This is a genomic window from Streptomyces sp. NPDC016469, from assembly GCF_040632905.1.
Lineage (GTDB): Bacteria > Actinomycetota > Actinomycetes > Streptomycetales > Streptomycetaceae > Streptomyces.
Map to the genome: position 1 here is coordinate 90,617 of NZ_JBEYCQ010000010.1, position 25,568 is coordinate 116,184.

26 protein-coding genes are annotated in these 25,568 nt (G+C 71.9%); 6 read left to right on the top strand and 20 right to left on the bottom strand.

Translation table 11 applies throughout. From position 1 onward, the window contains the following. The first annotated feature begins 128 nt into the window (after positions 1-128). Both ABZ565_RS13820 and ABZ565_RS13825 read left to right on the top strand, forming a co-directional pair. Positions 129-797, top strand: coding sequence for a TrkA family potassium uptake protein (locus ABZ565_RS13820; RefSeq protein ID WP_026242838.1), 669 nt, complete (start codon positions 129-131; stop codon positions 795-797). Continuing rightward, complete coding sequence (locus ABZ565_RS13825) at positions 797-1,474, top strand: TrkA family potassium uptake protein (protein ID WP_018105403.1); 678 nt, start codon at positions 797-799, stop codon at positions 1,472-1,474. Before ABZ565_RS13820 ends, ABZ565_RS13825 begins: the two co-directional genes overlap by 1 nt. Before the next feature lie 52 nt (positions 1,475-1,526). On the opposite strand, the gene ABZ565_RS13830 is transcribed toward ABZ565_RS13825, so the two are convergent. The 12 genes from ABZ565_RS13830 to ABZ565_RS13885 form a co-directional block, all read right to left on the bottom strand. Further along, the gene (locus ABZ565_RS13830; RefSeq protein ID WP_361024971.1) at positions 1,527-2,282 is read right to left on the bottom strand and encodes a DUF3159 domain-containing protein; all 756 of its coding nucleotides are present in this window, start codon (positions 2,280-2,282) and stop codon (positions 1,527-1,529) included. A gap of 3 nt (positions 2,283-2,285) precedes the next feature. Then, on the bottom strand, positions 2,286-2,702 hold the full coding sequence (locus ABZ565_RS13835) for an OB-fold nucleic acid binding domain-containing protein (RefSeq protein WP_361024974.1): 417 nt from the start codon (positions 2,700-2,702) through the stop codon (positions 2,286-2,288). 87 nt (positions 2,703-2,789) lie between these two features. After that, positions 2,790-3,482, bottom strand: a complete 693-nt coding sequence (locus ABZ565_RS13840) for a response regulator (RefSeq protein ID WP_361025286.1) — start codon at positions 3,480-3,482, stop codon at positions 2,790-2,792. Positions 3,483-3,535: 53 nt separating this feature from the next. Further along, positions 3,536-6,079, bottom strand: coding sequence for a sensor histidine kinase KdpD (locus ABZ565_RS13845; protein ID WP_361024977.1), 2,544 nt, complete (start codon positions 6,077-6,079; stop codon positions 3,536-3,538). 142 nt (positions 6,080-6,221) lie between these two features. Next, positions 6,222-6,956, bottom strand: coding sequence for an ABC transporter ATP-binding protein (locus ABZ565_RS13850; protein WP_361024980.1), 735 nt, complete (start codon positions 6,954-6,956; stop codon positions 6,222-6,224). A gap of 77 nt (positions 6,957-7,033) precedes the next feature. After that, a complete protein-coding gene (gene kdpC / locus ABZ565_RS13855) occupies positions 7,034-7,687 on the bottom strand; it encodes a potassium-transporting ATPase subunit KdpC (protein ID WP_361024982.1) in 654 nt (217 codons plus the stop codon). Between the two features lie 6 nt (positions 7,688-7,693). After that, the gene (gene kdpB, locus ABZ565_RS13860; RefSeq protein ID WP_361024985.1) at positions 7,694-9,757 is read right to left on the bottom strand and encodes a potassium-transporting ATPase subunit KdpB; all 2,064 of its coding nucleotides are present in this window, start codon (positions 9,755-9,757) and stop codon (positions 7,694-7,696) included. Beyond that, positions 9,754-11,418: a potassium-transporting ATPase subunit KdpA gene (gene kdpA, locus ABZ565_RS13865; protein ID WP_361024988.1), complete on the bottom strand. Its 1,665-nt coding sequence runs from the start codon at positions 11,416-11,418 to the stop codon at positions 9,754-9,756. The genes kdpB and kdpA overlap by 4 nt, the downstream gene beginning before the upstream one ends. A gap of 7 nt (positions 11,419-11,425) precedes the next feature. Then, positions 11,426-11,515, bottom strand: a complete 90-nt coding sequence (gene kdpF / locus ABZ565_RS13870) for a K(+)-transporting ATPase subunit F (RefSeq protein WP_361024991.1) — start codon at positions 11,513-11,515, stop codon at positions 11,426-11,428. A gap of 304 nt (positions 11,516-11,819) precedes the next feature. Continuing rightward, positions 11,820-12,584: a DUF3710 domain-containing protein gene (locus tag ABZ565_RS13875; RefSeq protein ID WP_361024994.1), complete on the bottom strand. Its 765-nt coding sequence runs from the start codon at positions 12,582-12,584 to the stop codon at positions 11,820-11,822. 1 nt (position 12,585) lies between these two features. Further along, entirely contained in the window at positions 12,586-13,119 is a 534-nt protein-coding gene (gene dut, locus ABZ565_RS13880; protein ID WP_361025289.1) for a dUTP diphosphatase, read from the bottom strand. Continuing rightward, the gene (locus tag ABZ565_RS13885; RefSeq protein ID WP_361024997.1) at positions 13,119-13,703 is read right to left on the bottom strand and encodes a PaaI family thioesterase; all 585 of its coding nucleotides are present in this window, start codon (positions 13,701-13,703) and stop codon (positions 13,119-13,121) included. The genes dut and ABZ565_RS13885 overlap by 1 nt, the downstream gene beginning before the upstream one ends. A gap of 57 nt (positions 13,704-13,760) precedes the next feature. On the opposite strand from ABZ565_RS13885, the gene ABZ565_RS13890 reads away from it, so the two are divergent. Further along, positions 13,761-14,219: a DUF3093 domain-containing protein gene (locus tag ABZ565_RS13890; RefSeq protein ID WP_361025000.1), complete on the top strand. Its 459-nt coding sequence runs from the start codon at positions 13,761-13,763 to the stop codon at positions 14,217-14,219. Positions 14,220-14,225: 6 nt separating this feature from the next. On the opposite strand, the gene ABZ565_RS13895 is transcribed toward ABZ565_RS13890, so the two are convergent. The 4 genes from ABZ565_RS13895 to ABZ565_RS13910 all read right to left on the bottom strand — a co-directional run bounded on the left by ABZ565_RS13895 (position 14,226) and on the right by ABZ565_RS13910 (position 17,777). Then, on the bottom strand, positions 14,226-15,167 hold the full coding sequence (locus ABZ565_RS13895) for a hypothetical protein (RefSeq protein ID WP_361025003.1): 942 nt from the start codon (positions 15,165-15,167) through the stop codon (positions 14,226-14,228). 13 nt (positions 15,168-15,180) lie between these two features. Then, positions 15,181-15,477: a DUF4193 domain-containing protein gene (locus ABZ565_RS13900; RefSeq protein ID WP_003965732.1), complete on the bottom strand. Its 297-nt coding sequence runs from the start codon at positions 15,475-15,477 to the stop codon at positions 15,181-15,183. A 405-nt stretch (positions 15,478-15,882) separates the two neighbouring features. Beyond that, on the bottom strand, positions 15,883-17,097 hold the full coding sequence (locus ABZ565_RS13905) for a HAMP domain-containing sensor histidine kinase (RefSeq protein WP_361025006.1): 1,215 nt from the start codon (positions 17,095-17,097) through the stop codon (positions 15,883-15,885). A 26-nt stretch (positions 17,098-17,123) separates the two neighbouring features. Further along, on the bottom strand, positions 17,124-17,777 hold the full coding sequence (locus ABZ565_RS13910) for a response regulator transcription factor (RefSeq protein ID WP_361025009.1): 654 nt from the start codon (positions 17,775-17,777) through the stop codon (positions 17,124-17,126). 384 nt (positions 17,778-18,161) lie between these two features. On the opposite strand from ABZ565_RS13910, the gene ABZ565_RS13915 reads away from it, so the two are divergent. Further along, the gene (locus ABZ565_RS13915; protein WP_018105385.1) at positions 18,162-18,338 is read left to right on the top strand and encodes a hypothetical protein; all 177 of its coding nucleotides are present in this window, start codon (positions 18,162-18,164) and stop codon (positions 18,336-18,338) included. A gap of 88 nt (positions 18,339-18,426) precedes the next feature. Here ABZ565_RS13915 and ABZ565_RS13920 read toward each other — a convergent pair whose 3' ends face one another. Further along, positions 18,427-19,257, bottom strand: a complete 831-nt coding sequence (locus ABZ565_RS13920; RefSeq protein ID WP_361025012.1) for an inositol monophosphatase family protein — start codon at positions 19,255-19,257, stop codon at positions 18,427-18,429. Positions 19,258-19,328: 71 nt separating this feature from the next. After that, on the bottom strand, positions 19,329-20,456 hold the full coding sequence (locus ABZ565_RS13925) for a ferrochelatase (RefSeq protein WP_361025015.1): 1,128 nt from the start codon (positions 20,454-20,456) through the stop codon (positions 19,329-19,331). A 207-nt stretch (positions 20,457-20,663) separates the two neighbouring features. On the opposite strand from ABZ565_RS13925, the gene ABZ565_RS13930 reads away from it, so the two are divergent. Continuing rightward, on the top strand, positions 20,664-21,986 hold the full coding sequence (locus tag ABZ565_RS13930; RefSeq protein ID WP_361025018.1) for a D-arabinono-1,4-lactone oxidase: 1,323 nt from the start codon (positions 20,664-20,666) through the stop codon (positions 21,984-21,986). Positions 21,987-21,994: 8 nt separating this feature from the next. Here ABZ565_RS13930 and ABZ565_RS13935 read toward each other — a convergent pair whose 3' ends face one another. Continuing rightward, a complete protein-coding gene (locus ABZ565_RS13935) occupies positions 21,995-23,002 on the bottom strand; it encodes a hypothetical protein (RefSeq protein WP_361025021.1) in 1,008 nt (335 codons plus the stop codon). A 495-nt stretch (positions 23,003-23,497) separates the two neighbouring features. On the opposite strand from ABZ565_RS13935, the gene sepH reads away from it, so the two are divergent. Beyond that, a complete protein-coding gene (gene sepH, locus ABZ565_RS13940; RefSeq protein ID WP_019521018.1) occupies positions 23,498-24,556 on the top strand; it encodes a septation protein SepH in 1,059 nt (352 codons plus the stop codon). 68 nt (positions 24,557-24,624) lie between these two features. On the opposite strand, the gene ABZ565_RS13945 is transcribed toward sepH, so the two are convergent. Next, a complete protein-coding gene (locus ABZ565_RS13945; RefSeq protein ID WP_361025024.1) occupies positions 24,625-25,455 on the bottom strand; it encodes a sulfurtransferase in 831 nt (276 codons plus the stop codon). Positions 25,456-25,568: the final 113 nt, after the last annotated feature.

A 25,568-nucleotide genomic window follows, 5' to 3' on the forward strand; every position in this document is an offset into this window, starting at 1 on the left:
CATAAGCTCGTAACCGGGCGACGGGACACACCGTTGCCCCGTTGTTTGCCCGGCCAGCCGAGGAAAGAGTGTGAGCAGGGTGTTTTCGCAGGTCAGCCGGACGACCAGGACGGCGAGGTAGGCGCAAGGTGCACATCGTCATCATGGGCTGCGGGCGAGTGGGAGCCGCTCTCGCGCAGACCCTGGAGCAGCAGGGGCACACGGTCGCCGTCATCGACCAGGACCCCACGGCGTTCCGGCGCCTCGGCTCCGGGTTCGGCGGCCGTCGCGTCACCGGGGTCGGGTTCGACCAGGACACGCTGCGGGAAGCGGGGATCGAGGAGGCCGGCGCGTTCGCGGCGGTGAGCTCCGGCGACAACTCCAACATCATCGCGGCCCGGGTGGCGCGCGAGATGTTCGGCATCGAGAACGTCGCGGCCCGGATCTACGACCCCCGGCGCGCCGAGGTGTATCAGCGTCTCGGCATCCCGACGGTCGCGACCGTGCGCTGGACGGCGGACCAGATGCTGCGCCGGCTGCTGCCGTCGGGCGCGGAGCCGCTGTGGCGCGACCCGAGCGGCGGGGTGCAGCTGGCGGAGGTGCACACCACCCCGTCCTGGATCGGCCACAAGATCAGCACGCTGCAGGAGGAGACGGGCGTGCGCGTCGCGTTCCTCACCCGGTTGGGCGAAGCCATACTGCCGTCGTCGCAGACGGTGCTCCAGGAGGGCGACCTCGTCCACGTGATGATGCGTACGGACGAGATCGCGAAGGTCGAGGCGGCCTTCGCCGAGGGCCCCGAGGAGGGCGGTCACTGATGCGTGTCGCGATTGCCGGGGCCGGTGCGGTGGGGCGTTCCATCGCGGGCGAGCTGCTGGAGAACGGGCACGAGGTGCTGCTCGTGGACAAGGCGCCCACCGCCATCTCCGTGGAACGGGTGCCGATGGCCGAGTGGCTGCTGGCGGACGCCTGCGAGATCACGTCGTTGGACGAGGCGGCGCTCCAGCGCTGCAACGTCGTGATCGCGGCGACCGGGGACGACAAGGTGAACCTGGTCGTCTCGCTGCTGGCCAAGACCGAGTACGGCGTGCCGAGGGTCGTCGCCCGGGTGAACAACCCGAAGAACGAGTGGCTGTTCAACGAGTCGTGGGGCGTCGATGTCGCGGTGTCCACGCCGCGTCTGATGTCGGCGCTGGTCGAGGAGGCGGTGAGCGTCGGCGATCTGGTCCGGCTGCTGCGCTTCAGCCACGGCGACGCGAACCTTGTGGAGCTGACGCTGCCGCCGGAGTCGGCGCTGGCGGGGACCCAGGTCGGGGAGGTCGCCTGGCCGGAGGACACCTCGCTGGTGACGATCATCCGGGGGCAGCGGGTGCTGACGCCGAGCCCGGAGGAGAGCCTGGAGGCGGGTGACGAGCTGCTGTTCGTCGCCGCGCAGGCGCGCGAGGAGCAGCTGGAGGACCTGCTGTCGGTGCGCCGGGGCGACTCGGAGGCGTAAGCATGCGAGAGGGGCCCGGTCACCGCTGGTGACCGGGCCCCTCTGGTACGTCTCAGAACTCCTGGCCCCTGGCCGCTTCGGCGGCGGCCGTCTTACGGGCCTTCTCGGCCTCCTCCTCCGCCTCCATCTCGGCGAAGACGTCGATGGGCGGCGGTGCCTTGGCGAGGAAGACCCAGGTCAGGTAGACCGCCAGCAGGAACGGCGGGATCTTCAGGGCGACCAGCACCCAGCCGAGCTGGGTGGTGTCGGCCCACCAGTACAGCGGGAAGAGGATCGCGCACTTGGCGAGCAGGATCAGCCCCCAGGCGTAGCTGGCCTTGGTGTACGCCTTCTTGCGGCCGGGGTTGCGGGTGCGCCAGGAGAGGTTCTCCTTGAACACCGGACCCAGGATGAGGCCGATCAGCGGCAGGCCGGCGACCGCGGTGACCAGGTAGGCCAGGGCGAGGCCCAGGGTGTAGAGCATGCCCGGGAGGTAGAAGTCCTTGGCGTTGCCCGTCATCTTGGCGAAGACCACGCCGAAGGCCACACCGAAGACGCCGCTGAAGGCGTGCTTGACGGTGTCCTTGCGGACCAGCCGGACCACCACGAGCGCCAGCGACACCGCCAGGGCCGCGATGGCCGAGTAGGTGAGGTTCTTGTTGATGGTGAAGATCGTGACGAAGAGCAGCCCGGGCAGGACCGTCTCCACCATGCCCCTCACGCCGCCGAAGGCTTCGAAGAGCGCGGCCTCGGTGACCGCCCTGCTGTCGGCCTCCTGCTGGTCGGTGGTGCGGTCCGTGTCGGACGTCGGCTTGTCGAGAGACGTCACCGGCTACTCCTTGCCGAGCGGTCGGAGTTCGTATGTGGGGTTGAACAGCACCCGGCGGCCGTGGCTCATGGCGATCCGGCCGGACACGATGAGCTTGCGGCCCGGCTCTATGCCCTGGATGGAGCGGCGGCCGAGCCAGACCACGTCGAGCGGTGCGGTGCCGTCGAAGAGCTCCGCCTCCAGGGCGGGCACTCCGGCGCGCGGCCGCAGGGTGACCGTCCGCAAGGTACCAGTGACCTTCACGATCTGGCGGTCGGTGCATTCGGAGATCCGGGTGCACCCCGACGCCTGCGAGTCCTCCTCCAGCTCCTCGCACTCCAGGTCCTCCTGGGAGCTGGAAAGCCGGTCGAGCATGCGCCGGAAGCGACCGGAAGGCCGGTCGCCCTTGTGGGGCTTCTCGGAACGAGGAACAGCACTCATACCCGAAGGGTACCGGTCCCGCGAGGTCATGGCGGGTGGCCGCCGTCTCACCCGTACGGAGGACACGTGCGCGTCCGTCCGCCGGTTTCAGGCGCGCTCGAAGCGGTAACCCATGCCGGGTTCGGTGACGAAGTGGCGGGGGTGGGAGGGGTCCGCCTCCAGCTTCCGCCTGAGCTGGGCCATGTAGACGCGCAGGTAGTTGGTCTCGGTGCCGTACGAGGGCCCCCAGACCTCCTGGAGGAGCTGGCGCTGGCTGACGAGCCGGCCGCCGTTGCGGACCAGGACCTCCAGCAGGTGCCATTCGGTGGGGGTGAGCCGTACGTCGCGGCCCTCGCGGTGGACCTTCTTCGCGGCGAGGTCGACGGTGAAGCCCTCGGTCTCCACGACGACGACCTGGTCGCCCCCGTCCTGGCCGACCGGCTCGGCCCGGCGCACCGCGGCCCGCAGCCGGGCCAGCAGCTCGTCCATGCCGAAGGGCTTGGTCACGTAGTCGTCGGCCCCCGCGTCCAGCGCCTCGACCTTCTCGTCGGAGGTGTGGCGGGCCGAGAGGACCAGGATCGGGACCCGGGTCCAGCCGCGCAGGCCCCTGATGACGTCGACGCCGTCCATGTCGGGCAGCCCGAGGTCGAGGACGACGACGTCGGGGTGGCGGGCTGCGGCGAGCTGGAGGGCGGTGGCCCCGTCGGGCGCGGCGTCCACCTCGTACTTGCGCGCCTTCAGGTTGATCACGAGGGCGCGAACGATCTGCGGCTCGTCGTCGACCACAAGCACCCGGGTCATCGGGGTCCTGCCTTTCTGCTGGGCGTACGTCGGTGCGGGGAGCTCCGGGCGGTTCATGAGGTGATCCGCGCGGGGAGGCCGGGGGCGGCCGGGGCGTGGCCGGGGGCGGCCTTGAGGGTCAGGACCATGGTGAGGCCGCCGCCCGGGGTGTCCTCGGCGTCGAGCGTGCCGCCCATGGACTCGGCGAAGCCCCGGGCCACCGCGAGGCCGAGGCCGACCCCGGCGCCGCGTGGGGCGTCTCCGTACCGCTGGAAGGGCTCGAAGATGCGCTCCTTGCCCTCGTCGGGGACGCCCCGGCCGCGGTCGGCCACGCGGAGTTCGACGCGGGCGCCGAGCGCACTGGCCGCCACGGTGACGCGGTCGCCGTCGGGGCTGTACTTCACGGCGTTCTCCACGATGTTGGCGACGGCCCGTTCCAGGAGGCCGGGGTCGACGGCGACCATGGGCAGCGTCTCGGGTATGTCCAGGTCGACGCTGCCCTCGGGGACGCCGCCGAGGGCCATGGGCACCACCTCGTCCAGGTCGATCTCCCGGATGAGCGGGGTGACCGTGCCGGTCTGGAGGCGGGACATGTCCAGGAGGTTCCCGACGAGGTGGTCGAGGCGGTCGGCGCCGGCCTCGATGCCTTCCAGGAGCTCCGCCTCGTCGTCGTCGGACCAGGCGACGTCGTCGGAGCGCAGGGAGGAGACGGCGGCCTTGATCGCGGCGAGGGGCGTGCGCAGGTCGTGGCTGACGGCGGCCAGGAGCGCGGTCCTGATGCGGTTGCCCTCGGCGAGTCTGCGGGCCTCCTCGGCCTCGCCCACCAGCCGCTGGCGGTCCAGGACGACGGCCGCCTGAGCGGCGAACGCGCCGAGTACCCGGCGGTCCTCGGCGGGCAGCACCCGGCCGGTCAGGGCCAGGGCCATGTGGTCGCCGACGGGCATGTCCACGTCGGCGTCCTCGGGCCGGGCGGCCGGGGCCGGGCCGACGCTGCCGGCGCAGGTCCAGGGGTCGACGTCGCTGCGGCGCTCCAGCAGGGCGACGGACCCCATGCCGAAGGTCTCCCGTACCCGGTCCAGGAGCGCGGCGAGCGTGGTCTCGCCGCGCAGCACGCTGCCGGCCAGGAACGACAGGATCTCGGACTCCGCGCGCAGCCGGGCGGCCTGGTGGGTGCGGCGGGCGGCGAGGTCCACCACGGAGGCCACCGCGACGGCCACCGCGAAGAAGATCACGATGGCGACCAGGTTCTCCGGGTCCTGGACGGTGAGGGTGTGGGTGGGCGGGGTGAACCAGTAGTTCAGCAGCAGGGAGCCGACGGCCGCCGAGGCGAGGGCGGGCAGCAGTCCGCCGATGAGCGCGGCGGCGACGGTCATGAAGAGGAAGAGCAGGACGTCGTTGGCGAGCCCCGGTCCGCCCTCCAGGGCCTTGAGGAGCACGGCGAGGAGGACCGGTCCGCCGACGCCGACCGCCCAGCCCCAGAGGATGCGGGCGCGGCCGAGGCGGGCGCCCCGGGCGATGGGCAGGCCCCGGCCCTTGGCGACCTCGTCGTGGGTGACGATGTGGACGTCGAGGTCGGTGCCGGACTCGCGGGCGACGGTGGCGCCGACGCCGGGTCCGTAGATGTACTGCCAGGTCTTGCGGCGGCTGGAGCCCAGGACGATCTGGGTGGCGTTGACGCCCCGGGCGAACTCCAGGAGCGCGGAGGGTATGTCGTCGCCGATGACGTGGTGGAAGGTGCCGCCCAGGTCCTCGACGAGGGTGCGCTGGACGGCCAGTTCCTTGGGCGAGGCGGAGGTCAGCCCGTCGCTGCGGGCGATGTAGACGGCCAGGATCTCGCTGCCGGAGCCCTTGGCCGCCATCCGGGCGGCGCGGCGGATGAGGGTGCGGCCCTCGGGGCCTCCGGTGAGGCCGACGACGATGCGTTCGCGGGCCTGCCAGGTGGTGCGGATGTTGTGCTCGCCCCGGTACTGCTGGAGGTATTCGTCCACGCGGTCGGCGACCCAGAGGAGGGCCAGCTCGCGCAGGGCGGTGAGGTTGCCGGGGCGGAAGTAGTTGGAGAGGGAGGCGTCGATCCGGTCGGGCTTGTAGATGTTGCCGTGGGCCATGCGGCGGCGCAGGGCCTGGGGCGACATGTCGACCAGTTCGAGCTGGTCGGCCCGGCGTACGACCTCGTCGGGCACGGTCTCGCGCTGGCGTACGCCGGTTATCGACTCGACCACGTCGCCGAGGGATTCCAGGTGCTGGATGTTGACGGTCGAGACGACGTCGATGCCGGCCTGGAGCAGTTCCTCGACGTCCTGCCAGCGCTTGGCGTTGCGGGAGCCGGGCACGTTGGTGTGGGCCAGCTCGTCGACCAGGGCTACGGCCGGGGCGCGCTCCAGGACGGCGTCGATGTCCATCTCGGTGAAGACGGCCGAGCGGTGCTCGATCTCGCGGCGCGGGACCACTTCGAGGCCGTGCAGCAGCGTCTCGGTGCGCGGGCGGTCGTGGTGCTCCACAAAGCCGACGACGCAGTCGGTTCCGCGTTCGACGCGCCGGTGCGCCTCGGCGAGCATCGCGTACGTCTTGCCGACGCCGGGTGCCGCACCGAGGTAGATCCGAAGTTTGCCGCGCGCCATGGCCCCATCGTCTTCCGAAACCGGCGGCCGCCGCCGTGGCGGCCATGGTTCGAAAGTACCTGGTGGATTTCCGGCGTATCGGACGGAGGGTGGGGAAGCGGCGGGATTTGACGTAACTCTGATACCGCTTCCGGGCCGCCGGTCAGTGCTCGACGATGTGGCCGTCGCTGAGTTCGAGGACCCGGTCGGCGAGGCCGAGGAGCTGGGCGTCGTGGGTGGCGACGAGTGCGGTGACGCCCTCGCTGTGCACGACGGCGCGCAGCAGCTCCATCACCGCGAGGCCGGTCTCCGCGTCGAGCTGTCCGGTCGGCTCGTCGGCGATCAGCAGGGCGGGCCGGTTGGCGAGCGCGCGGGCGATGGCCACGCGCTGCTGCTGGCCGCCGGAGAGTTCGCCGGGGCGCTGGGCGGCGTGGTCGGCGAGGCCGACGAGGGAGAGCAGCAGCGACACCCGCTCCTCGCGCTCCTTGGGGTCGGCCTTGCGCAGCCGCAGGGGCACGCCGACGTTCTCGGAGGCGGTCAGGATCGGGATCAGGCCGAACGACTGGAAGATGAAGCCGACCCGGTCCCGGCGCAGCTCCAGGAGCCCGTTCTCGCCGAGCGAGGAGAGGTCGGTGCCGTCGACGGTGATCCGGCCGCCGTCCGGGGTGTCGAGGCCGCCGACGAGATTGAGCAGGGTCGTCTTGCCGGAGCCGGAGCGCCCCTTGAGGGCGACGAGCTCGCCGCGCGGCACCTCGAAGGAGACACCGCGCAGCGCGTGCACCGCTCCCGCGCCGGAGCCGTAGGAGCGGTGCAGGTCCTCGACGCGGACCATGGGGGCGTCGGCGACGGCCGTGCCGGCGCCCCCGCCGGTGCTGGTGTCGGCGGTGTTCTCGGTCATGGCGCTCCCCCGTGGGTCCTCGGTCCTGTCGGCCGCCAGTATGTGCGGGTGGCGGGGAAGCGGGCAATGCCCCTCCGTCAGCGCACCCCGGTCACCAGCTGGCGCAGGGCGATGTTGAGCCGGAGGACGTTGACGCGCGGTTCCCCGATGAAGCCGAGACCGCGGCCTTCGGTGTGCCGCTCCACCAGTTCGGTGACCTGTCCGGCGGTGAGGTGGTTGCGTGCGGCGACGCGGCGGACCTGGAGGTGTGCGTACGCCGGCGAGATGTCCGGGTCGAGCCCGGAGCCGGACGAGGTGACCGCGTCGGGCGGCACCGTGGCGGGGTCCACCGGATGGCCGGGGACGGAGTTGTCCCGGACGACGGCCTCCTTGGCGGCGGTGACCCGGTCGATCAGCTCGGGGTTGTCGCCGGCGAGGTTGGACGCGCCGGACACCAGCAGCGAGTACTGGGTGTTGCGGCTGTTGGTGCCGAGCCCTGCGGAGGGGCGCGGCTGGAACCACTTCGGATCCGGCCCGCCTCCCGGCAGGACGTAATGCTGGCCGATGAGGGCGGAGCCCACGACCTTGCCGTCGGAGGTGATCTCGGAGCCGTTGGCGCGGCCGGGCATGAACGCCTGGGCGGCGCCGGTGACGGCGAGCGGGTAGAGGACGCCGCAGACCAGGGTGAGGGCGAGCAGGGCGCGCAGGGCGGCCCAGACCTGGCGGACGGGGTTGCGTACGGGTGTGTTCATGGCGGGTCAGCCGATTCCGGGGACGAGGGAGAGGAGCAGGTCGATGAGCTTGATGCCGGCGAAGGGGGCGATCAGGCCGCCGATGCCGTAGACGGCGAGGTTGCGCCGGAGCATGGCCGCGGCGCCGCCGGGCCGGTAGCGGACGCCCCTGAGGGCGAGCGGGACGAGCGCGACGATGATCAGCGCGTTGAAGATCACCGCGGAGAGGATCGCGGTGCGCGGCGAGGACAGGTCCATGATGTTGAGCCGGTCCAGGCCCGGGTAGAGCGCGGCGAACATCGCGGGGATGATCGCGAAGTACTTCGCCACGTCGTTGGCCAGGGAGAACGTGGTGAGCGCCCCGCGTGTGATCAGCAGCTGCTTGCCGATCTCCACGATCTCGATGAGCTTGGTCGGGTCGGAGTCCAGGTCGACCATGTTCCCGGCCTCCTTGGCTGCCGAGGTCCCCGTGTTCATGGCGACGCCGACGTCGGCCTGGGCGAGCGCCGGGGCGTCGTTGGTACCGTCACCGGTCATCGCGACGAGCCCGCCGCCGGCCTGCTCGCGCTTGATGAGGGCCATCTTGTCCTCGGGCGTGGCCTCGGCGAGGAAGTCGTCCACCCCGGCCTCCTCGGCGATGGACTTCGCGGTCAGCGGGTTGTCGCCGGTGATCATGACGGTACGGATGCCCATGCGGCGCAGCTCGGCGAACCGTTCCGGCATGCCCTCCTTGACGACGTCCTTGAGCTGGACGACCCCCAGGACCCGCGCCCCGTGCCCGTCCTCCACGGCCACCAGGAGCGGGGTGCCGCCGGCCGCCGCGATGCGGTCGGTGAGGGTCCGGGCCTCGTCGGGGACGTCGCCGCCGCGCTCCTCGACCCAGGCGACGACGGCTGCGGTGGCGCCCTTGCGGACCTTGCGCCCGTCCACGTCCACGCCCGACATGCGGGTGCGGGCGGTGAAGGCGACCCAGGTGGCGCCGGACAGCTCGCCCGCGTGGCGTTCGCGCAGCCCGTACCGCTCCTTGGCGAGGACGACCACGGACCGGCCCTCGGGCGTCTCGTCGGCCAGCGAGGCGAGCTGGGCGGCGTCCGCGAGTTCCGCGCCGGTGACCCCCGTGACGGGCAGCAGGTCGGTGGCGCGGCGGTTGCCGAGGGTGATGGTCCCGGTCTTGTCGAGCAGCAGCGTCGAGACGTCCCCGGCCGCCTCGACGGCCCGTCCGGACATCGCGAGCACGTTGCGCCGGACGAGCCGGTCCATGCCCGCGATGCCGATCGCGGAGAGCAGCGCGCCGATGGTGGTCGGGATGAGGCAGACCAGGAGCGCGGTGAGCACGATCATGGACTGCGCGTCGCCCGCGTAGACGGCGAAGGGCTGGAGGGTGACGACGGCGAGCAGGAAGACGACGGTGAGGGACGCCAGGAGGATGTTCAGGGCGACCTCGTTGGGCGTCTTCTGCCGGGCGGCGCCCTCGACCAGGGCGATCATGCGGTCGATGAACGTCTCGCCGGGCTTGGTGGTGATCCGGATGACGATCCGGTCGGAGAGCACCTTCGTCCCGCCGGTGACGGCGCTGCGGTCGCCGCCGGATTCGCGGATGACCGGGGCGGACTCGCCGGTGACGGCGGACTCGTCGACGCCGGCCACACCCTCGACGACGTCCCCGTCGCCGGGCACGATGTCGCCCGCCTCGCAGACGACCAGGTCGCCGACGCGGAGGTCGGTGCCCGCGACGCGCTCCTCGCGGTCGCCGGTGAGGCGGCGGGCGACGGTGTCCGTCTTCGCCCGGCGCAGGCTGTCCGCCTGGGCCTTGCCGCGGCCCTCGGCGACCGCCTCCGCGAGGTTGGCGAAGACCGTGGTGAGCCAGAGCCAGCCGGTGATCGCCCAGCCGAACCAGTCGCCGGGGTCCCGGGCGGCGAGGACGGTGGTGAAGACGGACCCCACGAGGACCACGAACATGACCGGTGAGGCGGCCATCGCGCGGGGGTGCAGCTTGCGCAGTGCTCCGGGCAGCGCGGCGAGCAGCGTCTTCGGGTCGGACAGCGCGGCGCCGGCGGTCATCGGGCCCTCCTGCTTCGTACGAGTGGTCATGACGCCAGCCCTTCGGCCAGCGGGCCCAGGGCGAGGGCCGGGAAGTAGGTCAGGCCGGCGACGACCACGACGACCGCGGCCAGCAGTCCGCTGAACAGCGGGGTGTGGGTGGGGAGGGTGCCCGAGGTCGCCGGGACGGGCCGCTGCTCGGCGAGCGAGCCGGCGAGGGCCAGGACGAACACCATGGGCAGGAACCGGCCGAGCAGCATCGCGAGCCCGATCGTGGTGTTGAACCACGGGGTGTCCGCGGCGAGCCCGGCGAACGCCGAGCCGTTGTTGTTGGCGCCGGAGGTGTAGGCGTACAGGATCTCGGAGAAGCCGTGCGCCCCCGGGTTGGCCACCGAGTGGGGAGGGGTGGGCAGCGCGACGGCCGCAGCGGTGAAGCCGAGCACCAGGGCCGGGGTGATCAGGAGGTAGCAGGCGGCGAGCTTGATCTCGCGGGTGCCGATCTTCTTGCCGAGGTATTCGGGCGTACGGCCGACCATCAGACCGGCGACGAAGACCGCGATGAGCGCCATGATCAGCATGCCGTAGAGGCCGGAGCCGACGCCTCCGGGGGCGATCTCGCCGAGCTGCATGCCGAGCAGCGTGATGCCGCCGCCGAGACCGGTGAACGAGGAGTGGAAGGAGTTCACCGCGCCGGTCGAGGTGAGCGTGGTGGCCACGGCGAACAGGGAGGAGCCGCCGACCCCGAACCGGGTCTCCTTGCCCTCCGCCGCCCCGCCCGCGAGCTCGAAGGCCGGGCCGTGGTGGGCGGACTCGGTCCACATCATCAGCGCGGAGAAGCCGAGCCAGAAGACCAGCATCGTGGCGAGCAGCGCGTACCCCTGCCGGACCGAGCCGACCATGCGTCCGAAGGTGCGGGTGAGGGCGAACGGGATGACGAGGATCAGGAAGATCTCGAAGAGGTTGGACAGGCCGTTCGGATTCTCGAAGGGGTGCGCCGAATTGGCGTTGAAGTAGCCGCCCCCGTTGGTGCCCAGCTCCTTGATGGCCTCCTGGGACGCGACCGCGCCGCCGTTCCACTGCTGCGCACCGCCCGTGAACTGCCCGACCTCGTGGACGCCGGAGAAGTTCTGTACCGCCCCGCAGGCAACGAGGACGAGGGCGCCGACGACCGCGATCGGCAGCAGGACGCGTACGGTGCCGCGCACCAGGTCGGCCCAGAAGTTGCCGAGCTCCCCGGTACGGGAGGCGGCGAACCCTCGTACGAGGGCGACCGCGACGGCCATGCCGACGGCGGCGGAGACGAAGTTCTGCACGGCGAGGCCGCCGGTCTGCACGACGTGGCCCATGGCCTGCTCGCCGGCGTACGACTGCCAGTTGGTGTTCGCGACGAACGAGGCGGCCGTGTTGAACGCCTGGTCCGGGCTGATCGAGGAGAAGCCGAGCGAGCCGGGCAGGGCCCCCTGGAGCCGTTGCAGGAGGTAGAGGAAGAGGACGCTCACGGCGGAGAAGGCGAGGACGCCGCGCAGGTAGGCGGCCCGGCGCATCTGCCTGCCGGGGTCGGCGCCTATCGCCCGGTAGATCCACCTCTCGGCCCGCAGATGGCGGGTCGAGGTGTAGACGCGGGCCATGTGGTCGCCGAGCGGTCGGTACGCCAGCCCCAGCGCGACGACGAGCGCGAGGAGCTGGAGCACACCGGAGAGGACGGGGCTCATGTCGGGCTCAGAACCTCTCCGGGAAGAGGAGGGCCAGGACGAGGTATCCCAGCAGGGCGGCGGCCACGACGAGGCCGGCCACGTGGTCCGCGGTCACAGCTTCGCCACCCCCTTGGCGACGAGTGCCACCAGCGCGAAGACCGCGATCGTGGTGACGACGAAGGCCGCATCGGCCATCGGATGCTCCTGAATGAGGTGTCGATGAATCGGACCCCTTGAGCAAACCGCCGGCCGGCACCGCCGTGACCTGCGTTGATGCCTCTCTTACGGAAGTGGGCCCGGCCTTGACGACGCCTGTACGCCGCCGATACGCGCCCTGTACGCGCCGGCACACGCAAAAGCCGGTGGGCCGCACCCCGGGGAAGGGGTACGGCCCACCGGCCGGTGTCCGCGGGTGCGGGTCAGCGCACCTCGGTGATCTCGGGACCGCGCTGGAGGCCCGCCATGCCACCGGAGAACTTCGAGCCCTCCTGCTCCTCCTGCTGCACGCCCTCGGGAACCATCTGGGCGTCGTTGGGGAGCTTCAGGACGATCGGGTCGCGGGGGGCCATGGGGCCATCGCCGCGGACGACCACGGTGTCCCGGAAGACCGACTCCAGGAGCCCGGCGGCCTCCGGCTGCACGGCGCCCTGGCCGGAGATCACGCCCCGCAGGAACCAGCGCGGACCGTCGACACCGACGAAGCGCACCAGCTGCACGCCGTTCGCCCCGTCGGGAAGCTGTACGGGGACCTGAGCACGCAGCTCCCAGCCGAGCGGGCCCTCGACCTCGTCGATGATGCCGCCCTGCTGGGTGATGCCCGTGGCGATCTCCTCGCGGACCTCGCCCCAGATGCCCTCCTTCTTGGGGGCCGCGAACGCCTGGAGCTGGATCGCGCTGTCGCGCATCACGACGGTGGCGGCGACGATCGCGTCACCGGCGACCTCCACGCGCAGCTCCATGCCCTCGACGCCGGGCACGAGGATGCCGCCCAGGTCGACCCGGCCGTCGCCGGGCTGGGACACCTCGCTGATGTCCCACGGGCCGTCCGGGCGCGGCGCCGGCGGAAGGTTCGTCCGGCGGGACTCGCCCTCGGCGTCATCCTGCTCGTCGACGACCTGCTCGGCCTCGCGCGCCTCGGCCGCCGTGTCATCGGCGGCACCACTGTTCTTGCGACGTCCGAACACGTCACTGTCCTTCCCGGTCGGATTCGACCGAAGCGTAGCTGTTCCCGCCCTGGGGAACCCCGCCCCGGACGCCATCAACATCAACGGCGGCATGGCCGCCGGTGGACCCGAAGCCCCCTTCGGCCCGCGCCGAGCCGGGAAGCTCCGACACCTCGTGGAAGCGCACCTTCTCGACCTGCTGCACGACCAGTTGGGCAATCCGGTCGAACCGCTCGAACCGCACGGACTCGCGTGGGTCGAGATTGATGACGATCACTTTGATCTCTCCACGGTACCCGGCATCGACCGTCCCCGGGGCATTCACCAGGGCGACTCCGCAGCGGGCGGCGAGACCGGATCGTGGGTGCACGAACGCGGCGTACCCGTCGGGCAGGGCGATCGAAACCCCGGTGGGCAGTACGGCCCGCTCCCCCGGTGCCAGTTCGGCGGCCTCGGTCGTCACCAGGTCCGCGCCGGCGTCCCCGGGGTGCCCGTAGGAGGGCAGCGGAACGTCCGGGTCGACCCGGCGGATCAGGACGTCGACGGGGTGCCGCATCACGGGTTCACCTCGAAGGCGCGGGCCCGCCTGACCTGGTCGGGGTCGGCCATGGCGGCCTGGATCTCGGCCGGCCGGCCGTTCTCGATGAAGTGGTCGACCTTGACCTCGATGAACAGGGCGTCGGCCCGCACCGCGACCGGCCCGTCCGGGCCGCCGATCCGTCCGGTCGCCCGGGAGTAGATCTTCCGCCCGTGCACGGCGGTGACCTCGGCGTCGAGGAACAGCACGGTGTCGACGGGGACGGGCCGTACGAAGTCGGTCTCCAGCCGCCCGGTGACCGCGATGACCCGCAGCAGCCAGTTCAGCGAGCCGAGCGTCTCGTCCAGCGCCGTGGCCAGCACCCCGCCGTGCGCGAGGCCCGGGGCGCCCTGGTGAGCCGCCTTCACGGTGAACTCGGCGGTCACCCTGACGCCCTCGCCGGCCCGCGCCTGGAGGTGGAGGCCGTGGGGCTGGCCGGAGCCGCAGCCGAAGCAGTGCTCGTAGTGCGCGCCGAGGAGTTCGCCGGGGGCCGGGGCGTCGGGGTGCCGGACCGGTTTCACCGCGTCGGCCGGGGGCGTCAGAGCCGCAGATGTTCCACTCACAGGCGCAGACCTTACCCGCGCGGGTACCTGCCGGTCGCGCCGTGCCAAGCTGGAGCCATGCAGCCTTCGACCCCGCCCTACGACGAACGCCTCACCGCACCCCGTTCGTGGTGGCTGATCGCCGTCCTGATCGGCATCGCGTGCGCGCTGATGCTGCTGCCGCTGGGCACCCTGCCGCTCCTCGCCGGCCTGGCCGGCGGCACGGTCCTGTCGGCCGTCGCGGTCAGTTCGTACGGCTCCGCCCGCATCCGGGTGGTGGCGGGCGCGCTCGTCGCCGGGGACGCCCGGATCCCGGTCTCGGCGCTCGGCGAGGCCGAGGTGCTGGACGCCGAGGAGGCGCGCGCCTGGCGCACGCACAAGGCGGACACCCGGGCCTTCATGCTGCTGCGCAGCTACATCCCGACGGCGGTCCGGGTGGAGGTCACCGACCCGGAGGACCCGACCCCGTACGTCTATCTCTCGACGCGCGACCCGAAGGCCCTGGTGTCGGCGCTGAACGCGGCGGTCCGGGCCTGACGGCCTTCAGGTTTCGGGTTTCAGCGGAGGCTGGTCCGGGAGGCGGTCCCAGGGGATCTGCTTCTCGCGGAGGTCCTTCCTGACCCGTTCGGCGAGTTTCCTGGTGTCGCGCCGGTTCATGGACGCGCCGACGGCGGCGCCGACCATGAACGGGATCAGGCTCGGCAGGTCGCGCACGGTGCGCTTCATGATCTGGCGGCGGAGTTCGCGCTTCATCCGGCCGCTCAGCGCCGAATCGACGGAGGCGGGGCGGGTGACCTCGATGCCGCGCTCCTCGGTCCAGGCGGTGAGGTAGGCGGTCGAGCGCCGGGCGATGCCGCCCGGGGGACGGCGTCCGTAGACCTCGTGCAGTTCGGCGACGAGTTTCATCTCTATGGCGGCGACGCCGGTGACCTCGGCGGCCAGCTCGGCGAACATCGCGGGCGGCACGGGCATCATGGCCGCCGCGCCGATTCCGGCGCCGACGGTGGCGGTCGCGCGGCTCGCGCCCACGACGAGCCGGTCCGCGATCTCCTCCGGCCCGAGGCCGGGAAAGTGCTCGCGCAGGGTGGCGAGGTCGCGCACAGGGACGCGGGGAGCGATGTGGATGATCAGGTCCGCGATATGACCGATCGCTTCCTTGGCGCTCTCCCCGCCCTTGCGTACGCCCCGTTTCACTGAACTCAGACGGCCTGCCCCGGTCACGGGCTCCGTCCTGCCGACCTGTCCGGCCCCATCGGCCGTGTCGACTCCAGCAGCCTCACGGGCTGCGCGTACCGCTACTTCGGCCGCTTCGAGCGAGGCCGCCTGCAGGCCCCGCTCGTCGTCCTGTCCGTCCGGCGAGGGTGGCAGGGCGGACCGCTCGGCAGGCGCCTGGGCGCCTTCTGCCGGGCGTGTACCGCCCTGGTGCGCCTCCGAGGACCTTCTGCCCCAGGGGCGCCGCTTGCGGAACGGTGTGTCCCCTGCCACGGCCGACCGGATCTCAGTCGCAGTCGCGGCAGATCGGCTGGCCGTTCTTCTCGCGGGCCAGCTGACTGCGGTGGTGCACGAGGAAGCAGCTCATGCAGGTGAACTCGTCGGCCTGCTTGGGCAGGACCCGTACGGCCAGCTCCTCGTTGGACAGATCCGCGCCGGGCAGCTCAAGGCCCTCGGCCGCGTCGAACTCGTCGACGTCGACGGCGGACGCCGTCTTGTCGCTCCGGCGCGCCTTCAGCTCTTCAAGGCTGTCCTGATCGACGTCGTCGTCGGTCTTGCGTGGGGTGTCGTAATCCGTTGCCATGTCGCTCTCCCCCTCTGGGTGTCTGCGGTGTCTCAGCGCTCGTAACGCGTGAGAGGCCGGACTTGTGCCCGACCTGAGGCGGAGATTTTGCCTCACATCAAGGTCTGTTACTCAATCGACACCCAAAAGGACCGCTCGGGAGTGATCGGCTTGGGTGGCGATGGGGACCGTACACGGTCCCGGCGGCGCCCTTCGCAGGCGCCACCCCGTGTACTTCCCGTCATCACTGCCCCGGAAAACCCGGTGTTTCGCCGGGTTTCCGGTGAGTTCCCTGGTCACGGAGCGTGGACAGGGAGATATTCGCTCGTGTGATCGATCACACATGGTCTCTTCGGGATCAGGTCCCGAAAATTCCGCTCAAAGCGAACAAAAAATAATCAGCGCGCAAAGCTCCTCTCGCGCCGGTCAGACCGGCAGTGAGACGCGCATCACAAGACCACCGCCTTCACGGGGCTCGGCGATGATACGGCCGCCATGGGCGCGGGCGACGGACCGCGCGATCGACAGACCGAGCCCGACCCCCTTGTCGCTGCCCGTCCGCTCCGTACGCAGCCGTCTGAAGGGCTCGAAGAGATTGTCGATCTCGTACGCGGGGACCACGGGGCCCGTGTTCGAGACGACGAGCACCGCCTGCCCGGGCAGCAGCGCCGTACTCACCTCGACCCAGCCGCCCTCCGGGACGTTGTAGCGGACGGCGTTCTGCACGAGGTTCAGCGCGATGCGCTCCAGCAGGACGCCGTTGCCCTGGACGATGGCCTCGGCCAGGTCCTCGCGCATCTCCACGCCCTTGGTCTCGGCCTCGCCGCGCGCCTGGTCCACGGCGCGCGAGGCGACCTCGGCGAGGTCGACCGGTTTGCGCTCGACGATCTGGTTGTCGCTGCGGGCCAGCAGCAGCAGGCCCTCCACCAGCTGCTCGCTGCGCTCGTTGGTGGCCAGCAGCGTCTTCCCCAGCTGCTGGAGCTCGGGCGGGGCCGCCGGATCGGAGAGGTGGACCTCCAGAAGCGTGCGGTTGATGGCGAGCGGCGTGCGCAGCTCGTGCGAGGCGTTGCCGACGAACCGCTGCTGCGCGGTGAAAGCCCGCTCCAGCCGGTCCAGCATGTCGTCGAAGGTGTCGGACAGCTCCTTGAGCTCGTCGTCCGGCCCGTCGAGCTCGATACGGCGGGCCAGGTCCGTACCGGCCACGGTCCGGGCGATGCGGGTGATCCGGCCCAGCGGAGACAGCACCCTGCCGGCCATTCCGTAGCCGAAGGCGAAGGCGATGATGCTGAGGCCCACCAGGGCCAGCAGTGACCGGTTGAGCAGCGTGTCCAGGGCCTGCTGGCGCTGGTGATTGACGCAGGAGTTCATCGCCGCGTTGACCGCGCTCGGCGAGTTGCCCTCCTCCAGAAGGTTGCAGACGTCGCTGGAGACGTGACCGTCGACGATCTTGAACGGGAGGTCGCTGCCCACATGCAGAGCCTGGGCGGCCAGCATGTAGATGATCGACAGCAGCAGGATGCCCGCGATGAGGAACATGCCGCCGTACAGCAGCGTGAGCCGTATCCGGATGGTCGGGCGCAACCACGGGTAGGGAGGCTCCTGCTGTTTGGGCTCCCAGGTGGGTTTGGGGGGTGCCCCCATGGGCGGCGGGACGGTGGGCACCGGCGTCAGATCCGGTAGCCGGAGCCGGGCACGGTGACGATCACCGGGGGCTCGCCGAGTTTGCGGCGCAGGGTCATGACGGTCACCCGGACGACGTTGGTGAACGGATCGGTGTTCTCGTCCCACGCCTTCTCCAGCAGCTGCTCCGCCGAGACGACGGCGCCCTCGCTGCGCATCAGGACCTCCAGGACGGCGAACTCCTTGGGCGCGAGCTGGACCTCCTGGCCGCCCCGGAACACCTCCCGGCGGTTCGGGTCCAGCTTGATGCCGGCCCGTTCGAGGACGGGCGGCAGGGCGACGGTCGTCCGCCGGCCGAGGGCCCGTACCCGGGCGGTCAGCTCGCTGAACGCGAAGGGCTTGGGCAGATAGTCGTCGGCGCCGAGCTCCAGGCCCTCCACCCGGTCGCTGACGTCCCCGGACGCGGTGAGCATGAGGACCCGGGTCGGCATGCCGAGCTCGACGATCCGGCGGCAGACGTCGTCACCGTGGATCAGGGGGAGGTCACGGTCGAGCACCACCACGTCGTAGTCGTTGACCTCGATGCGCTCCACGGCCGCGGCCCCGTCGTACACGACATCGACGGCCATGGCCTCACGGCGCAATCCGGTGGCCACCGCATCGGCGAGCAGCTGCTCGTCCTCCACGACGAGTACGCGCACGGCGCTTCCTTCCCTAGAACTTCGCAAGCGGTCTGCACGGCGGGGTCCGGGGCGTCCGGGGACGGCCCGGCCGCCCGCGACGCGGGCACGGCCCCGGCACACTTGTGCGGCTCCATCCTGCCCGTAACCCGCATAAACCGGCGGTAAGACGTCCCGCCCCGACCTGCGGCTTCGAGGAAGCGACGGGATTTCCCGGCCAGTTGAGGTTTCTCTGAGCTTCGGGCGGGGGAGTACGCATTCACACCCGCGATCACGTCTTCCCATGTGGCGTTGTCACAGGCCCCTCCGTCCCCCGGAGAGTGCGTGATCACCCGCCCTACCGCCTCGGCGGAGGGAAACCCGGGCACACCCCCGTGCCACCGACCCACGATGAGGGGGCGCTTCATGGACGCTTTCACCGCAGGTCTGCTGCAACGCATCAAGACGACCGAGGACGACCTCACGAAGGCCCGCGAGACGGGCGACGACTTCCTCGCGGACGTCGAGCAGAGCGAGCTGGACGACCTCCGTCGTCTCGCCGCCGAGCACGGTGTGCGGATCAGCACGACGACGAACGCCTGACCTTCCCTATGGGCCAAGGGCCCCGCAGCCGCCCCACGGTGGCTGCGGGGCCCTTCTGGCACCCGCGGGGCCCCTCGGGCCCTCCGCGTCAGTCGTGCCAGGCGCCCAGGTCCTCCAGGAGGGCCTGGAGCGGTTCGAAGACGCCGGGGGACGCCGCGACGGTCAGGTCCCCGTCGGCCGGCCGGCCCGGGCGCCCGCCGGTGAGGGCGCCGGCCTCCCGGGCGATGATGTCGCCCGCCGCCAGGTCCCACGGGTGCAGCCCGCGCTCGAAGTAGCCGTCGAGCCGGCCGGCGGCCACGTCACAGAGGTCGATCGCGGCTGAGCCGCCCCGCCGGATGTCCCGCACCTGCGGGATGAGGTCGTGCGCCACCTCGGCCTGGTGGGCCCGGACCTCGGCGACGTAGTTGAAGCCGGTGGCCACCAGCGCCTCGGCGAGCGGTGCCGTGGGCCGGCACCGCAGCCGGACGTGCTCGTCGCCGTACGGGCCGCCGGTGACGAAGGCTCCGTGGCCGCGGCGCGCGAAGTACGTCTCGCCGCGCATCGGCACCTCCACCGCACCGGCGACCCGCTCGCCGTCCACCTCGACGCCGATGGAGACGGCCCAGGACGGGAGTCCGTAGAGATAGTTCACGGTGCCGTCGAGCGGATCGATCACCCAGCGCACTCCGGTGCTGCCCTGGGCGGTCGCGCCGCCCTCCTCGCCGAGGTAGCCGTCCAGGGGGCGGCGCTCGATCAGGAACTCGGTGATCAGCTTCTCGGCGGCGATGTCCATCTCGGTGACGATGTCGACCGGGCTGGACTTGGTCGCGGCCACGCCCAGCCCCGCCGGACGCCCGTCGCGCAGCAGCCGGCCGGCGAGTCGCGCGGCTTCCAGGGCGAGGTCGAGCAGGTCGTCCGATGAGTGGTCGGTTTCGGTCACGGCGCTCCCTTGAGGAGGTTGAGGGCGGGCGAGAGAGGTTGGGAGAGAGACGGACAGGGAAGGGCGAGGGCTTACGTGTAGGGGCTGTCGGCCCCTGCGGCGGCGGGCTTGGGCGCCCGGGCCGGGCAGCAGCCCACCGGGCAGAGGTCGTGGCTCGCACCGAGCGTCCCGAGGGCGCACCGCTGCGGCTCCCGGCCCTGCTCGGCGGCGGCCCGCTCCAGGACGAGCTCGCGCACCGCGGCGGCGAACCGGGGGTCGGCGCCGACCGTCGCGGATCGGCGCACCGGCAGGCCCAGCTCGGCGGCCTTGGCGGTGGCCTCGGTGTCGAGGTCGTACAGGACCTCCATGTGGTCCGAGACGAAGCCGATGGGCGCCATCACGACGGCGGGGACCCCGTCGCCGTGGAGCGCGTCGAGGTGGTCGCAGATGTCCGGCTCCAGCCAGGGGATGTGCGGCGCGCCGCTGCGCGACTGGTAGACGAGCCGCCAGGGGTAGGCCGTGCCGGTCCGCTCGCGCACCGCGTCCACGATCAGCCGGGCCACCTCCAGGTGCTCGGCGACGTACGCGCCGCCGTCCCCGTGCACCTCCACGGGGCCCGAGGTGTCGGCCGCCGAGAGCGGGATGGAGTGCGTGGTGAAGGCCAGGTGCGCGCCGGGGCGCACGTCGTCGGGCAGGTCAGCCAGCGAGGCGAGGACGCCCTCCACCATGGGTTCCACGAAACCGGGGTGATTGAAGTAGTGCCGGAGTTTGTCCACGCGCGGCACGGGAAGGCCCTCGGCCTCCAGGGCGGCCAGTGAGTCGGCGAGGTTCTCGCGGTACTGCCTGCAGCCGGAGTACGAGGCGTAGGCGCTGGTCGCCAGGACGGCAATGCGGCGGTGGCCTTCGGTGATCATCTCGCGCAGCGTGTCGGTGAGGTACGGGGCCCAGTTGCGGTTGCCCCAGTAGACCGGCAGGTCCAGCCCGTGTGCGGAGAAGTCCTTGCGCAGCGCGTCGAGCAGGGCCCTGTTCTGGGCGTTGATCGGGCTGACGCCCCCGAACAGGAAGTAGTGCTTGCCGACCTCCTTGAGCCGTTCCTCGGGGATGCCCCGGCCGCGGGTCACGTTCGCCAGGAACGGGACCACGTCGTCCGGGCCTTCGGGACCGCCGAAGGAGAGCAGGAGCAGGGCGTCGTAGGGGGCGGGATCGCGCAGATCGGACATGCCGTCGATCCTGCCACCCGCACCGGGGCGGGGTCGCACCGACGTCCGGAGCAGGCCCTTCCGGCCCTCGGGCGAGGTGGCGGAGGGGTGGATGAATGTGCGGGAGCCGTGAGTATGATCCCCCTCCAACCGGCCGGTAACCCGTGGTTGCCGTGCGGGGGAAGCGCCGGCTGGGTGGGCCGGTTCCTAGGGAAGGGCGCGGGGAAGATGACCGAGACCTACGCACGGACGGCGACGAGCCCATGGCGCAACTGGGCGGGGACCGTCACCGCCCGGCCGGCCCGGACCGTGTCCCCCGCCTCCGTGGACGAGCTGGCCGAGGCGCTGCGCAGGGCGTCCGAGGACGGGCTGCGGGTGAAGCCGGTCGGCACCGGGCACTCGTTCACCGCGACCGCGGCCACCGACGGGCTGCTGATCCGGCCCGATCTGCTGACCGGCATCCGCGAGATCGACCGCAAGGCGATGACGGTGACGGTCGAGGCGGGCACCCCGCTGAAGCGCCTGAACACCGCGCTGGCCCGCGAGGGCCTCTCGCTCACCAACATGGGCGACATCATGGAGCAGACGGTCGCCGGAGCCACCTCCACCGGGACGCACGGCACCGGCCGTGACTCGGCGTCCATATCCGCGCAGATACGCGCCCTGGAGCTGGTCACCGCGGACGGCACGGTGATGCGCTGTTCGGAGACCGAGAACGCCGATGTGTTCGCGGTGGCGCGGATCGGGCTCGGCGCACTGGGCGTCATCACCGCGATCACCTTCGCCGTGGAGCCGGTCTTTTTGCTGACCGCCCGCGAGGAGCCGATGAGCTTCGACCAGGTGACGACCGAGTTCGATCAGCTCGTGGCTGAGAACGAGCACTTCGAGTTCTACTGGTTCCCGCACACCGGGAACTGCAACACCAAGCGCAACAACCGCAGCGCGGGCCCCGCCGCCCCGCCCGGCAAGGTCAGCGCCTGGATCGAGGACGAGCTGCTGTCCAACGGCGTCTTCCAGGTCGCCTGCGCGCTCGGCCGGGCCGTGCCCGCCACGATCCCCTCGATCGCCAGCATCTCCAGCCGGGCCCTGTCGGCGCGTACGTACACCGACATCCCGTACAAGGTGTTCACCAGCCCGCGCCGGGTGCGGTTCGTGGAGATGGAGTACGCGCTGCCGCGTGAGGCCGCCGTCGAGGCGCTGCGCGAGGTCCGGGCGATGGTGGACCGCTCGCCGCTGCGGATCAGCTTCCCGGTGGAGGTGCGCACCGCGCCCGCCGACGACATCGCGCTCTCCACGGCGTCGGGCCGGGAGAGCGCGTACATCGCCGTCCATCTGTACCGGGGCACGCCCTACCAGGGGTACTTCACGGCGGTGGAGCGGATCATGACCGCGCACGGCGGCCGCCCGCACTGGGGCAAGATCAACACCAGGGACGCCGCGTACCTCTCCGGGGTGTATCCGCGTTTCGGTGAATTCACGGCCGTACGGGACCGGCTGGACCCGGACCGGTTGTTCGGCAACGACTACCTGCGCCGGGTGCTGGGCGACTGACCCCGGGCTCACTCCCCCGCTTCGGTGCCCGCGGGCGCCGGGGCACCGTCCGTGGCCGTCGGGTCGGGCGCCGCGCTCTCGCCGCCGTCCGTGGTGCTCGGGGTGGGCGTGGGCGTGGGCTCGACGCCGCCGTCCGCCGGGTCCGACGGGGTGGGCGAGGGCGTCGCTCCCCCGGTGGGGCCGCCGCTCCGGCCCGGCTGCGGGGCGGTGCCGTCGTCGTCCTGGGCACCCGTGCCCGGGGTCTCCGTGCCCTGGTCGCGCTGCGCCGGGTCCGACGCGTCCTGACCGGGGCGGGTGGTTTCGGCGGGCGTGGGGGTGGAAGGGCCCGCGTCGCGCTCACCGCGTACGACGGATCCCACGGTCGTCCCGTGGCCGCCGCTCAGATCACTGCCGGAGATCAGTTCGTACGTGGTGATGCCGGCCATCGAGACCACGAAGACCACGGCCGCGCCGATGGCCGACCGCTTCCAGCCACGCAGCCGGGTGCCGTGCGTGGTCGCCTCGGAGAACTCCTCGTCCGGCCCGGTTCCCGCGGCGGGACCGCGCAGCACGGTCGTCGCACCGGGCTCCACCCGCCGCAGCACCGTCGTCACGTCCGGCTCGACACGGCGTCGCAGGAGCGTCGTCTCGTCCGACTGCGGGCCCACCCGGCGCAGCATCGTCGTGGCGTCGTCCACCGCCCCCGGCAGGACGGTCTCCTGCGGCAGCAAGGGCTCCGGGTGCCGCGCCCCGGTCTCGCGGGTGTGGACGGTCACCTCGCGGTCCGGGTGCTTCACCTGGACGGTGACCTCGCGGATCTGTTCCCCCGTACGACGGAAGAAGTGCTGGAAGACCGAGCCGCCGCAGGTCGCCACGACGCTCATCACTCCGGCGCCCGCGATGGTTCCGTACACACCGAGCTGGGAAGCCGCGACGGCCGCCGCCACCGCGGCGACCGCACTGCCCGCCACTTGGGGCAGGCTCAGATCGATCCGCCTCTCCTTAAGTTCTATGTCGCTTTCCGGCTTCTGCACCATTTCCAGCCCTTGATTGACATCTCTCCCACCATGCACCAACTAGGGACACGCGAGCGAAGCCGAAAGTTCCGGTTGCGTGGATTGTGTGAAGCACGACACGGATCATGAGCGGGAAGCACCGAGAGGGGTAGGCAAGCTCCCGCACCTCAAGAGAACTTCGACGGCGCGGCGGTCCACCCACATGGCCCGAATGGAGTACTGTGGCGAGCCCTGGGGCCGGACACCCGCGCGGGCGTCCGGAACCTTCGGGAGGGGGCCGAAGGAGGCACTCGATCCGGCGGCGCACGGCATCGCACGGCGGCCAGCCACGCGGAGTGACCATCGGTCACTTTGCGTTGCGCAAGGGCTACCGTGGCATACCGGCGATCAAGGGCTCACGCCCGACACGCCGGGCAACACGGCAATGTTGTGGCAGGCTGCACCCGGGCAGGCCACACTCGACTAGCGGAAGCAGCGACGCACGTGACGTCGGCAGGCACCACCCGGGAGGTCCCCATGCCCGAACTGCGTGTCGTGGCCGTCTCCAACGACGGCACACGACTGGTGCTCAAGGCTGCGGACAGCACGGAGTACACGCTTCCGATCGACGAGCGGCTGCGAGCCGCCGTGCGCAACGACCGCGCCCGGCTCGGCCAGATCGAGATCGAGGTGGAGAGCCACCTCCGCCCGCGCGACATCCAGGCACGGATACGAGCAGGCGCCTCCGCCGAGGAGGTCGCCCAGTTCGCCGGGATCCCCGTCGACCGTGTCCGCCGCTTCGAGGGCCCCGTGCTCGCGGAGCGCGCCTTCATGGCCGAGCGGGCCCGGAAGACCCCCGTGCGCCGTCCCGGCGAGAACACCGGCCCCCAGCTCGGCGAGGCGGTGCAGGAGCGCCTGCTGCTGCGCGGCGCCGACAAGGAGACCGTCCAGTGGGACTCCTGGCGCCGCGACGACGGCACCTGGGAGGTCCTCCTCGTCTACCGGGTCGCGGGTGAGCCGCACTCGGCGAGCTGGACGTACGACCCGCCGCGCCGGCTGGTCCAGGCCGTCGACGACGAGGCGCGTTCACTGATCGGCGAGACGGACGAGGTCGCGGCGCCCGAGCCCAGCTTCCCGTTCGTGCCCCGGATCGCGCGGCTGCCGCGCGACCGGCCGCTGGACCGCGCGCTGGACCGGCAGATCGAGCGTCCGGCCCCGCCGCCGCCTCCCGAGCCCGAGGAGCGGATCGCCGGGGTGACCGCGAGCGAGCGGGACTCCCTCACCAGCCTGCTGGAGGCGGTGCCCAGCTTCCGCGGTGACATGGTCGTACCGGAGCGGCCCGCGCCGCCCGAGCCCCCAGCGATCGAGCCGGCGGAGCGGGAGCCGGAGGCCGAGGAGCCGCCGGCCGCGTCGGCCGGAGCGGGCTCCGCGTACGCGGACGTCCTGATGCCGCGCGCGGTCGCCGGTCACCGCGACCGGCTGACCGGGACGACGGACCGGCAGGCCGAGGCGGACGGGGTCCGGCCGGGGCGCCGGGCCGCGGTGCCCAGCTGGGACGAGATCGTCTTCGGCACCCGCCGCAAGAAGCAGGACTAGACGGCATGACCGGGGCCGGTACGCGATCGCGTACCGGCCCCGCGTCGTCCGCGCGCGACGGCGTGCCGTTACCGGGGGTCGGGTCCGGTGGCGACCGGGCGCGACTCGTCGGCGGACCAGTGCGACCAGGAGCCCGCGTAGAGAGCGGCCCGGTGCCCGGCGAGCTCCAGGGCCAGCACCTGCTGGGCCCCGGAGACGCCCGAGCCGCAGTAGACGCCGACCTCCGCGGTCTCCCCGCCGACTCCCAGCGCGGCGAACCGGGCGGCCAGGCGCTCGGGGCTCAGGAAGCGCCCGTCCGCGTCCACGTTCTCGCCGGTCGGCGCGGAGACCGCGCCGGGGATGTGGCCGCCGACCCGGTCGATGGGTTCCACATCGCCCCGGTAGCGCTCGGCCGCTCGCGCGTCGAGCAGGACGCCCGAGCGGGCCAGGGCCGCGGCGCCGTCCGCGTCGAGCAGCGGCAGGGCACCGGGCTCGGGCACGAAGTCGCCCTCGGCCGGGTCCGGGGTCTCCTTCGACAGCTCCCCCGTCCAGGCCGCGAGGCCGCCGTCCAGCACCCGTACGCCGGAGTGCCCCGCCCAGCGCAGCAGCCACCAGGCCCGGGCGGCCGCCCAGCCCTGACCGCCGTCGTAGACGACCACCGGGCCGTCCCGGCGGACCCCGGCGCGGCGCATCGCGGCGCCGAACTCCTCCGGGTCGGGCAGCGGGTGGCGGCCGCCGCCGCCCGCCGGACCGGCGAGCTCCGTGTCGAGGTCCACGAAGACCGCGCCGGGGATGTGCCCCGCCTCGTAGTCGGGCCGGCCGTGCGGGCCGCCGAGCTGCCAACGTACGTCCAGGAGCACCGGCGGGCGCGGCCCCGCCAGTTCGCTCGCGCATTCGGATGCGGAGATGATGGGCTTCATACGTGCCATCCTCGCGCAGACACCCGGCCGCCCGTAACAACAGCCAAGCGGTCATACCGGGACAAACCGTTCCGCCTGGGGCGAGATCCCGGAATGGACGGCGCGGCCGGAGC